General features: G+C 69.1%; 3 protein-coding genes. All 3 read left to right on the forward strand.

Annotated features, from left to right (window positions below):
- Window positions 1-61: 61 nt before the first annotated feature.
- The 3 genes from AC1RUS_RS02420 (at window position 62) to AC1RUS_RS02430 (ending at window position 12,719) form a co-directional block, all read left to right on the forward strand.
- A complete protein-coding gene (locus AC1RUS_RS02420) occupies window positions 62-8,224 on the forward strand; it encodes an ice nucleation protein (protein ID WP_492912652.1) in 8,163 nt (2,720 codons plus the stop codon).
- 153 nt (window positions 8,225-8,377) lie between these two features.
- On the forward strand, window positions 8,378-10,420 hold the full coding sequence (locus tag AC1RUS_RS02425; RefSeq protein WP_492912654.1) for an O-linked N-acetylglucosamine transferase, SPINDLY family protein: 2,043 nt from the start codon (window positions 8,378-8,380) through the stop codon (window positions 10,418-10,420).
- A gap of 10 nt (window positions 10,421-10,430) precedes the next feature.
- On the forward strand, window positions 10,431-12,719 hold the full coding sequence (locus AC1RUS_RS02430; RefSeq protein WP_492912656.1) for an FkbM family methyltransferase: 2,289 nt from the start codon (window positions 10,431-10,433) through the stop codon (window positions 12,717-12,719).
- Window position 12,720 lies beyond the last annotated feature (1 nt).

Genomic DNA, 12,720 nt, shown 5'->3' on the forward strand with positions numbered 1-12,720 from the left:
GTGATTCATTTTGAGTTCAGAGTTGCGCGGCCCCGCGCGAACCCTAGGCCAGGACAGCTGAATGTCGATCTCGAGCCTTTCCGCCGCTCAAATCTCGGCGCTTCCCGCTAGCGCGATCCAAGCGCTCAGCACGACCGAGATTCAGTCGCTCAGCACGACACAGATCGGAGCGATCAACACCTCGGGCATCGAGGTCCTGGCGGATACTCAGGTCGCTGCGCTATCGGCGACCCAGATCAAGGCTCTGGCCACAACCCAGATCCCGAAGTTCTCGCCTAACGTCGTCTTCGACGTCAGCCAGCTGACCACCCTGAGCGGGCAACAGGTCGCGGCCCTGACCTCGACCCAGCTGGCGGCGCTCGACACCTCCCACATCGCCGTCCTCAGCGCGACGCAGGTCAGCGTCCTGTCGGCGACCAACTTCTCGGGCCTGGTCGACACCCAGATCGGCGCGCTGTCGGCCACCCAGATCAAGGGCATCACCGCCAGCCAGATCAAGGGCCTGACCACCACCGACATCGGCGAGCTCGCCGACACCCAGGTGGCCGCGCTGTCGGTCGCTCAACTGGCCTCGTTCTCGGCCGGCCAGATCTCGAGCCTGAACGTGACTCAGGTCGCGCAGCTGTCGACCACCCAGGTCGCCAGCCTCAGCGCCACGCAACTGAAGGGCCTGACCGCCACCGACATCGGCGAGATGTCGACTACGCAGGTCAAGGCGCTGTCGGCCGCCCAGATCGGCGCGCTGACCACCACCGGCGTCTCGGCCCTGGCCGACACCCAGGTCGCCGCCCTCAGCACCACCCAGGTGCGCGGCCTGACCGCCGACCAGGTGAAGAACCTGACGACGACGGACGTCGGCAAGCTGCTGAACACCCAGGTCAACGCCCTGACCACGGCGCAGCTGACCGCCCTGACCGCGACCAATGTTTCGGCCCTCGACAGCACCCAGACCGCCGCCCTCGACGCGACACAGGTCAAGAGCCTGACGACGACCCAGATCAAGGGTCTGACGACCACCGACATCGGCGAACTGTCGTCGACCCAGGTCGGCGCCCTGACGACGGCGCAATTCGCCGCGCTGGACACCAGCAACCTGCAGACCCTGACGACCACGCAAGTCGGCGCCCTCAGCGCCTCGCAGGTCGGCGCGCTGTCCGCGACCAATTTCTCGGCCCTGCTCGATACGCAGGTCGCCGCCCTCAACGGCACGCAGATCAAGGGTCTGACGACCTCGCAACTGGCCGCCCTGACCACCACGGACGTCGGCGAACTGCTGGACACGCAAGTGGCGGCCCTGACGACCGCCCAGGTCTCGGCCCTGAGCGCCGCCAGCGTCTCGGCCCTGAGCCAGACCCAGACCGCGGCCCTGGCCGACACCCAGATCAAGGCCCTGACCCCGACCCAGCTGAAGGGTCTGACGACCACCGACATGGGCGAGCTGTCCTCGACCCAGGTCGGCGCCCTGACCGCGACCCAGCTGAGCAACCTGTCGGCGGCCAACGTCTCGGCCCTCGACCAGACCCAGACTGCGGCGCTCAGCGCCACCCAGATCAAGGGCCTGACCGCGACGCAACTGAAGGGTCTGACGACCACCGACCTTGGTGAGCTGTCGACGACCCAGATCGGCGCCCTGACCGGCGACCAGCTGAAGGCCCTGGCGGACACCGCCATCTCGGCCCTGGACGCCACCCAGGTCGGCGCCCTGAGCAACACCCAGGTCCAGGCGCTGTCGACGACCCAGCTGAAGGGCCTGTCGACCACCGACATCACCGAGCTGTCGTCGACCCAGGTCGGCGCGCTCAGCGCCGCCCAGGTCGGCGCGCTGTCCTCGACCAACCTGCAGCAGCTGTCGACCACCCAGATCGGCGGCATCACCGCCACGCAGATCGGCAGCCTGACGGCCACCAACATCACCCTGCTGGCCGACACCCAGTTCGCGGCTCTGTCGACGACCCAGGTCAAGGGTCTGACGAACGCCCAGCTGGGCGCCCTGACCTCCACCAACATCGGCTATCTGGCCGACACCCAGGTCGGCGCCCTCAGCGCCACGCAGATCGGCGCGCTCAGCGCGACGGGCGTCTCGGCCCTGGACAGCACCCAGACCGCCATCCTGAACGCCACGCAAATCAAGGGCTTGACCGCCACGCAGCTGAAGTCGCTGACCAGCACCGACATCGGTGAGCTGGACTCGACCCAGGTGCAGGCCCTGACCGCCACCCAGATCGGCGCCCTGTCGACCACGGGCGTCTCGGCCCTCGACCAGACCCAGACCGCGGCGCTGAACGCGACGCAGATCAAGGGTCTGACCGCCACCCAACTGTCGGCCCTGACCACCACGGACGTCGGCGAGCTGTCCGAAACCCAGGTGCAGGCCCTGACCGTGGCCCAGCTGGGCTCGCTGTCGGCGACCAACATCTCGGCCCTGAACGAAACCCAGACCCAGGCGCTGTCGACGACCCAGATCAAGGGCCTGTCGACCACCCAGCTGAAGGGCCTGACCACCACCGACATCGGCGAACTGACCGCCAACCAGATCGGCGCCCTGACGACCTCGCAGACCACGGCGCTGGGCGTCACCAACCTGCAGGCCCTGACGACGACCCAGGTCGGCGCGATGTCGGCCGCGCAGATCGGCGCGCTGTCCTCGACCGCCTTCTCGGCCCTGGTCGACACCCAGATCGCGGCGCTGAACGCCACGCAGATCAAGGGTTTGACGACCTCGCAACTGTCGGCGCTGACCACCACCGACATCGGTGAGCTGCTCGACACCCAGGTGGCGGCCCTGACGACCGCCCAGGTCTCGGCGCTGAGCGCCACCGGCGTCTCGGCCCTGAGCCAGACCCAGACGGCGGCCCTGGTCGACACCCAGATCAAGGCCCTGACGGCCACCCAACTGAAGGGTCTGACGACCACCGACATCGGCGAGATGTCGGCGACCCAGGTCGGCTTCATGACGGCGACGCAGCTGGGCAGCCTGTCGGCCGCCAACGTCTCGGCGCTGGACCAGACCCAGGTCGCGGCGCTGAACGCCACGCAGATCAAGGGCCTGACGGCCACCCAGCTGAAGGGTCTGACGACCACCGACATCGGTGAGCTGTCGACCACCCAGGTCGGCGCCCTGACCGGCGACCAGCTGAAGGCCCTGGCCGACACCGCCATCTCGGCCCTCGACCAGACCCAGGTCGGAGCCCTGAGCACGACCCAGGTCCAAGCCCTGTCGACGACCCAGCTGAAGGGTCTGACGACCACCGACATCACCGAACTGTCCGCGACCCAGGTCGGCGCGCTCGCCGCGGCCCAGGTCAGCGCCCTGACGGTCACCAACCTGCAGCAGCTGTCGACCACCCAGATCGGCGGCATGACGGCGACCCAGATCGGCTCGCTGACCTCGACCAACGTCACCCTGCTGGCCGACACCCAGTTCGCGGCCCTGTCGACCACCCAGGTCAAGGGCCTGACGACCGCCCAGCTGGGCGCCCTGACCACCACCAACGTCGGCTACCTGGCCGACACCCAGGTCGGCGCCTTGAGCGCCGCCCAGGTCGGCGCCCTGAGCGCCAGCGGCTTCTCGTCGCTGAACACCACCCAGGTCGCGATCCTGTCGACCACGCAGATCGGCGGCCTCACCGCCACGCAGCTGAAGGCCCTGACCACCACCGACGTCGGTGAGCTGTCGACCACCCAGGTCGGCGCCCTGAGCGCCGCCCAGGTGACCAACCTGTCGGCCGCCAGTGTCTCCGCCCTCGACGGCACCCAGGCCGCGGCCCTGACGACCACCCAGATCAAGGCCCTGACGGCCACGCAACTGGGCGGCCTGAACGCCACCGACATCGGCGAACTGTCCGAGACCCAGGTCGGCGCGCTCTCGACGGCCCAGCTGACCTCGCTGTCGGCGACCAACATCTCGGCCCTGAGCCAGACCCAGGTCGCGGCCCTGACCCCGACCCAGATCAAGGGTCTGACGACGACCCAGATCAAGGGCCTGTCGACCACGGACATCGGCGAGCTTTCGGCGACGCAGGTCGGCGCCCTGACGACGGTCCAGGTGCAAGCCCTCGACACCGCCAACCTGCAGGCTCTGAGCGAAACCCAGGTCGGCGCCCTGTCGGCGGCCCAGATCGGCTCACTGACGGCGACCAACTTCTCGGCCCTGGCCGACACCCAGGTCGCGGCGCTGAACGCCACGCAGATCAAGGGTCTGACGACCTCGCAACTGGCCGGTCTGACGACCACCGACATCGGTGAGCTGCTCGACACGCAGGTGGCGGCCCTGACGACCGCCCAGGTCTCGGCCCTGAGCGCCGCCGGCGTCTCGGCGCTGAGCCAGACCCAGACCGCAGCCCTGGCCGACACCCAGATCAAGGCTTTGACGGCCACCCAGCTGAAGGGGCTGACGACCACCGACATGGGCGAGCTGTCCTCGACCCAGGTCGGCGCCCTGACCGCGACCCAGCTGAGCAACCTGTCGGCGGCCAATGTCTCGGCCCTCGACCAGACCCAGACGGCGGCGCTGAGCGCCACCCAGATCAAGGGTCTGACGGCGACGCAACTGAAGGGTCTGACGACCACCGACCTTGGTGAGCTGTCGACGACCCAGATCGGCGCCCTGACCGGCGATCAGCTGAAGGCCCTGGCGGACACCGCCATCTCGGCCCTGGACGCCACCCAGGTCGGCGCCCTGAGCAACACCCAGGTCCAGGCGCTGTCGACGACCCAGCTGAAGGGCCTGTCGACCACCGACATCACCGAGCTGTCGTCGACCCAGGTCGGCGCGCTGGCGGCGGCGCAGGTGGCGGCCCTGACGGTCACCAACCTGCAGCAACTCTCGACCACCCAGATCGGCGGCCTCTCGGCGAGCCAGATCGGCAGCCTGGCCTCGACCAGCATCTCGCAGCTGGCCGACACCCAGTTCGCCGCCCTGTCGACGACCCAGGTGAAGGGCCTGACCACCGGCCAGCTGTCGAACCTGACGGCGACCAATGTCGGCTACCTGGCCAGCACCCAGGTCGGCGCCCTCAGCGCCGCCCAGATCGGCGCCCTGAGCTCGACCGGCGTCTCGGCCCTGGTCGACACCCAGATCGCAGCGCTCGACGCCACCCAGATCAAGGGCCTGACCGCCACGCAGCTGAAGGGTCTGACCGCCACCGACATCGGTGAGCTGGCCGACACCCAGGTGCAGGCCATGACCGTGGCCCAGCTCAGCTCGCTGAGCGCGGCCAACGTCTCGGCCCTGAGCAGCACCCAGATCGCGACGCTGAACCCCACGCAGATCAAGGGTCTGACGGCGACGCAGCTGAAGGGTCTGACGACCACCGACATCGGTGAGCTGTCGACCACCCAGGTCGGCGCGCTGACGGCGGATCAGCTGAAGGCTCTGGCGGACACCGCCATCTCGGCCCTGGACGCCACCCAGGTCGGCGCCCTGAGCAACACCCAGGTCCAGGCGCTGTCGACGACCCAGATCAAGGGCCTCTCGACCACCGACATCACCGAGCTGTCGTCGACCCAGGTCGGCGCTCTGGCGGCGGCGCAAGTGGCGGCCCTGACGGTCACCAACCTCCAGCAGCTGTCGACCACGCAGATCGGCGGCATCACCGCCACGCAGATCGGCAGCCTGACGGCCACCAACGTCACCCTGCTGGCTGACACCCAGTTCGCCGCGCTCAGCACCACCCAGGTGAAGGGCCTGACGACCTCGCAACTGGCGGCCCTGACCACGACCAATGTCGGCTACCTGGCCAGCACCCAGGTCGGCGCCCTCAGCGCCGCCCAGGTCGGCGCCCTGAGCGCCACCGGCTTCTCGGCCCTGGTCGACACCCAGGTCGCGGCGCTGACCACCACCCAGATCGGCGGCCTGACCGCCACGCAGCTGAAGGCCCTGACCACCACCGACATCGGTGAGCTGGCCGGCACGCAGGTCGGCGCCCTGTCGGTCGCCCAACTGCCCAACCTGTCGGCCACCAACGTCTCGGCCCTGGACACCACCCAGGTCGCGACCCTGACGCCGACCCAGATCAAGGTCCTGACGGCCACCCAACTGGGCGGCCTGAACGCGACGGACATCGGCGAACTGTCGGAAACCCAGGTGGGGGCGCTCTCGGTCGCCCAGCTGGGCGCTCTGTCGGCGACCAACGTCTCGGCCCTGAGCAGCACCCAGATCGCGGTCCTGACGCCGACCCAGATCAAGGGTCTGTCGACGACCCAGATCAAGGGCCTGACGACCACCGACATCGGCGAGCTGTCCTCGACCCAGGTCGGCGCCCTGACGACGGCGCAGTTCGCGGCGCTCGACACGGCCAACCTGCAAGCCCTGACGACGACCCAGGTCGGCGCGGTCAGCGCCTCGCAGATCGGCGCGCTGACGGCGACCAACTTCTCGGCCCTGGCCGACACTCAGGTCGCGGCGCTGAACCAGACCCAGATCAAGGGCCTGACGGCTCCGCAACTGGCCGGTCTGACCACGACGGACATCGGCGAACTGGCCGACACCCAGCTGCAGGCCCTGACGCCGACCCAGCTGACCAGCCTGACGGCGGCCAATGTCTCGGCCCTGAACCAGACCCAGACGGCGGCGCTGAGCACGACCCAGATCAAGGGTCTGACGGCGACGCAGCTGAAGGGCCTGACGGTCACCGACATCGGCGAGCTGTCCTCGACCCAGGTCGGCGCCCTGACGCCGGATCAGCTGAAGGCCTTCGCGGACACCGCCATCTCTGCGATGGACAGCACCCAGATCGGCGCACTGAGCAACACCCAGGTGCAGGCGCTGTCGACGACCCAGCTGAAGGGTCTGTCGATCACCGACGTGGGCGAGCTGTCCTCGACCCAGATCGGCGCGCTGAGCACCGCCCAGATCGGCGCCTTCACGTCGACCAACCTGCAGCAGTTGTCGACCACCCAGATCGGCGGCCTGACGGCGACCCAGGTGGGCAGCCTCTCCGCCACCAACCTGACCCTGCTGGCCGACACGCAGTTCGCGGCGCTGTCGACCACCCAGGTCAAGGGCCTGACGGCGACCCAGCTGGGCGCGCTGACGACCGCCAACATCGGCGACCTCGCGGCGACCCAGGTCGGCGCGCTGTCGGCGGCCCAGCTCGGCGCCCTGAGCGCCACCGGGGTTTCGGCCCTGGTCGACACTCAGATCGCGGTCCTGGCCGGCACCCAGATCAACGGCCTGACCGCCACGCAGCTGAAGGGCCTGACGACCACCGATATCGGTGAGCTGTCGGCGACCCAGGTCGGCGCGCTGACGGCGACCCAGATCGGCGGCCTGGCTCCGGCCGGCGTCTCGGCCATGGTCAGCACCCAGCTGGCCGCGCTGAACGCCACGCAGATCAAGGGTCTGACGAACACCCAGGTGGCTGGTCTGTCGACCACCAACATCGGCGACCTCGCCGACACCCAGGTGGCCGCCCTGACCATTCTGCAGCTGGCTGCGCTGAGCGCGACCAACGTCTCGGCCCTGAATGAGACCCAGGTCGCGAGCCTCAACACCACCCAGGTCAAGAGCCTGACCACGACCCAGCTGAAGGGGCTGACGACGACCGACATCGGTGAGCTGTCGGCGACCCAGGTCAACGCGCTGAACACCTCGCAGCTGACGGCCTTCGCGCCGACCGCCCTGCAGGCCTTGTCGACGACCCAGGTCGCCGCCCTCTCGGCCACGCAGCTCGGCTCGCTGACGGCGACCAACTTCTCGGCCCTGGCCGATACGCAGGTCGCGGCGCTGAACGCCACCCAGATCAAGGGTCTGACGACCTCGCAACTGGCGGGCCTGTCGAGCACGGACATCGGCGAGCTGAACGCCACCCACGTGGGCGCGCTGACGACGACGCAGCTGGCCGCGGTGAGCGCGACCAACATCTCGGCGCTCAACGAGACCCAGACGGCGGCGCTCAGCACGACCCAGGTGAAGGGCCTGACGGCGACCCAGGTGAAGGGCCTGACGACCACGGATATCGGCGAGCTGTTCGACACCCAGGTGCAGGCGCTGACGACCAGCCAGGTCGCGGCCCTGTCGACCACGGTGATCGGCGGTCTCAGCGAGACCCAGGTCGGGTTCCTGCAAGGCACCCAGCTGGCCAGCCTGACGACGACCCAGCTGGATCAACTGACGACGACCAATATCTCGGCCCTGACCACGACCCAGGCCAACGCCCTGACGTCGACCCAGGTGCAGAGCCTGTCGAACGACCAGATCGTCGCCTACCTCGGCGCCTCGTAAGAGACGCCGATCGCCGGCGCCGTCGGGTTTCATCCCGCGGCGCCGGCGTCGAGGCCCTGATCGGCCGGCGATTTATTAGCCCTGTCCAACGTGCGAACATCGTGCGGAGCGAGTCGGCCCTGGTCCGCCTCGACCCACGCGCTTGAGAAGAACATGGCCGATAATGAAGTTCTCGCCGTCTTCCGGAAGATCACGTCCGAGGGACTGTCGCTCAACGACCTGATCAACACCGTCGGCCAGCTCGCCGCGACGGGTCAGGCCGAGGCGGCCGAGCAGGTCTACAAGGTCTGGATCCAGTTCAATCCCGAGCATCCGCAGCTCTTCATCGCCTTGTTCAACTGCGCGGTGCTGCAGTCGTCGCTGAGCGGCCCGGCCGACGCCATGGCCAGCCTGGAGCGGGCGATCACGCTCAATCCCGACTTCCTGCCGGCCTATATCAACCTGGGCGGACTGCAGGAGCGCGCCGGCAATCTCGAGCTGGCCGTCAACACCTGGAACGAGGCCGCCACCCGCGCCCAGGCGGTGACGGGCTCGAACGCGGGCTATGTCTTCGCGGCCTACAAGCAGATCGCCCGGGCCTTGCTGGAAGGCGGGCAGGGCGGCCGCGCGGAAAGCGCCCTGTGGCGCTGCGTGGACCTGGATCCCAGCCAGATGGACACCGTCGGCCAGCTGGTCGCCGGACGGATGGGGCAGGGCAAGTGGCCGGCGCTGCAGCCCTGGGAGCGCGCCGATCGCCGCACCCTGATGCTGGGCCTAAATCCGCTGTCGGCGGCGGCCTATACCGACGATCCGTTCCTGCAACTGGGCGTCGCCGCGCGCTTCATCGAGCGCGAGGGCCAAGCCCCGGCCGAGGCCATCGTCGCCGAACGCCGCGACGCGCCGATCGACCTGACCGGCCGTCGCCTGCGCGTGGGCTACATCTCGTCGGATCTGCGCGACCACGCGGTCGGCTATCTGATGGCCGAGCTGTTCGAGCTGCACGACCGCGAGCGGGTCGAGGTGTTCGCCTATTATTGCGGTCCCGCCGCCAACGACGCCCTCAACGCCCGCACCCGCGCGGCCGTCGAGCACTATGCCGACATCCGCGAGATGAGCGACGACGCGGCCGCGCGTCTGATCGCCAACGACCAGATCGACATCCTGGTCGACGTCAACGGCCACACGCGCGACTCCCGCACGGGCGTGTTCGCGCGCCGGCCGGCGCCGGTGCTGGTCAACTGGCTGGGCTATCCGGGCACCATGGGCAGCCCCTACCATCACTATGTGATCGGCGACCCGTGGATCATCCCGGAGGATTTCGAGCTCTACTACTCCGAGGCGGTCAAGCGCATCCCCTGCTACCAGCCCAACGACCGCAAGCGGCGGGTGGCCGACGCGCGGCCGACGCGGGCCGAGGCGGGGTTGCCTGAGGACGCCTTCGTGTTCTGCTGCTTCAACGGCGTGCAGAAGTTCACGCCCTCGACCTTCGACCGCTGGATGGAGATCCTCAAGCGGACCCCCGGCAGCGTTCTGTGGCTGCTGGAGGCCAGCGCCGAGATCAACGATCGCCTGCGCGAGCAGGCCGAGCTGCGCGGCGTGGCCCGCGACCGCCTGGTGTTCGCGCCCAAGCAGCCCAACCCGACCCACATGGCCCGTTATCCGCTGGCCGACCTGTTCCTCGACACCGCGCCCTACGGCGCCCACACCACGGCGTCCGACGCGCTGTGGATGGCGGTGCCGGTCCTGACCCTGTCGGGCCGCAGCTTCGCCTCACGGGTCTGCGGCAGCCTGGTGCGTTCGGCCGGCCTGCCCGAGCTGGTCTGCGAGGCGGCCTCGGACTATGTCGAGCGCGCCGTGGCGCTGGGCGCGGACCGCGCGGCCGCCCGGGCGCTGAGCGACCGCCTGGAGGCCAACCGCGCCACCTGCGTGCTGTTCGACATGGACCTGCTGGTCCGCAGCGTCGAGGACCTCTATTTCGAGATGGCCGCCGAGCATCAGGCCGGCCAGCGGCCCAAGCCCAACGTCGCCAATCTCGAGGCCTATCTCGACATCGGCATCGCCCTGGATCGCGACGATCGCGAGATGCAGGTCGAGCCCGATTTCGACGCCCTCTACAAGGGCGCCCTGACGCGACGCCACCTGGCCAAGCCGATGCGGCCGGACGACCGGTTCTGGACCGAGGACGACGTCGCGACGGCCGAGCGCCGGGACGCATGAGGACCCGCCGATGATCCGCCAGCGCATCGAGGCCCTGCGGCGCGAGGGGTACGCGCCTGGGACCCTGCTGGACATCGGCGCCCATGTCGGTGACTTCACCCGCGAGTTCGTAGCCGTGTTCCCGGCCTGCGCGCCGACCCTGATCGAGCCCAACCCGCATTGCCAGGACGACCTGGCGCGGCTGCCGTTCGAGCGGCACGCGGTGGCGGCCTCGAACGAGAGCGGCACGGCCGACCTCTATCTCAGCCGCCAGTGGCTGCAGTCGACGGGCAGCTCGCTCTATCGCGAGAACTCCGAATATTTCGACGACGACACCGCCTTCGTCCATCCGGTGTCCAAGGTCCGCATCGACGACCTGTTCGCGGGCCGGCGCTTCGACTTCGTCAAGATCGACACCCAGGGCTCGGAGGTCGACGTGCTGGTCGGCGGCCGCGAGGTTCTGTCCAAGGCCGACTACATCCTGATCGAGGTGTCGCTGGTCGACTACAACATCGGCGGGGCCACGCCCGAGGCGGTGTTCGAGCAGATGGCGGCGATGGGCTTCAAGTGCGCCGACATCGTCGAGTTCAACCGCATGCCGCAGATCCGCGACAACGCGTTGCTGCAGATCGACGTCCTGTTCGAGCGCGTCGACCGGCCACGGAACCAGTCGACGACCGCCGGCGCGCGTCAGGCCGACGTCCTGGGCCTGGCCCAGCGGCTGCGCGAGCAGGGGCGGCACGACGACGCCCTGATCCTGTTCGAGCATCTGGCGGGCGAGGCGGGCGATCCCTACGAGGCCTGGGTCGGCGTCTCGCGCACCCACCTGGCCGCCGGCCGGGTGCTGGAGGCGCTGCGGGCGCTGGCCAAGGCCAAGGCGGTCGTCCCGGATGTCCTGACCATCTGGCCGCTGATCCAGGAACAGACGGCGCGCGGCTCGCAGGCCTTCAACTTCCATCTGCAGCGCAACGAGATCGACCAGGCCGAGCCCTATGTCTCGGCCATGGCCGAGCTGACGCCGGGCAATCCCCAGACCGTCGGGGCGGCCATGGCCTGCAACCAGGCCCTAGGCCGGACGGATGTGGCGCTGGAGTTCGCCCGCCGCCTGCTGGCGCTCAGCCCGGGCCATGCCGGGGCCATGGCGCTGCTGGCCGACGACGCGCGCGCTCGGGGCGACAAGGAGAGCGAGATCAAGCTGCGGGCCGCCCTGGCCGTTTCGCCGGACACCTCGATCCATCCGCTGGTGCGCCTGCGCGACTTCCACGAATCCATGAGCCTGCTGCTCTGCAGGCCGCTATCGGACGACGACATCAGCACGCTGGCCCACCTGGCGCGCGAGCTGCCCAAGGTCGATGTCGGCGACCTGGACAATGATCCGGAATGGGCGGGCTGGGTGGCGCACTACCAGGCGCTGCTGGGCTCGCTGGATATCGAGGCCATCGTCGCGCCGACCCCGTCCGCGCCCGACGACGGGCCGTCGCATTACCTGACCGCGACCGGCGAGAGCCTCGACGCGGCGGGCCTGAAGGCGCTGGCCGACCGGCTGGACGTCAAGACCGTGTTCTTCGCGGCCGCCGACGAGAAGTATGTCGAACTCTATGCGCGCTGGTACGCCCTGTCGGTGCTGCGCCACAGCGACGTGTCCAGCCTGGTGGTGATCCACGTGATCGGCGGGGCCGCGCGCCTGGCCGAGGCGGCCAAGGCGGTCGGGGTCCATGATGAGCGCCTGGTCTTCGTCGGCGACGACTTCGACGCCTCGGCGGTGACCACGCTCTGCTACGACGCCCCGCCCAAGGGCTTGATCGCCTTGCCTGTGGCCCATTTCCAGTCGGTGCGCTTCCAGCGGCTGGGCGGATTGCTGGACACGCTGGGCCGGCCGGTCTTCGTCTCCGACATCGACCTCCTGCTTCAGCGCGGGGTCAGCGACCTCCTGGAGCAGTGGACCGACGCCGACGTGGTGTTCAACGAGAACGGCAAGAACACCGCCGCAGGTTCGCGCATCACCGCCAACCTGCTGCTGGTCAATCCGACCCCAAGCACGGCGATCCTGCTGCGCTGGCTAAGGGCCTATCTGGACGACCGCCTGAGCCGCCCGATCGTCACCCGCTGGATCGACCAGGTGGCGCTGCTGCTGGGCCGGCATCACCTGACCCGGCACGCGCCCGAGGTCAGGCTGGGATGTTTCGACACCGCCAGTGACATCAACAACATCATGTTCGAGACCTACCAGGAGCACCCGTTCCGGTTTCTGTCGCTCTATCACGGCTTCGATACGTCGAGCCTGGAGAACGACCCGCGCGTGCTGGGACCGTCCGCCTGAT

Source organism: Caulobacter sp. GW821-FHT10F06 (genome assembly GCF_058809215.1).

Excerpts from the sequence above, each read along its gene's own strand:
- AC1RUS_RS02430 (WP_492912656.1), top strand. The coding sequence starts at position 10,431 with ATGATCCGCCAGCGCATCGAGGCCCTGCGGCGCGAGGGGTACGCGCCT.
- AC1RUS_RS02425 (WP_492912654.1), top strand. The coding sequence starts at position 8,378 with ATGGCCGATAATGAAGTTCTCGCCGTCTTCCGGAAGATCACGTCCGAG.
- AC1RUS_RS02420 (WP_492912652.1), top strand. The coding sequence starts at position 62 with ATGTCGATCTCGAGCCTTTCCGCCGCTCAAATCTCGGCGCTTCCCGCT.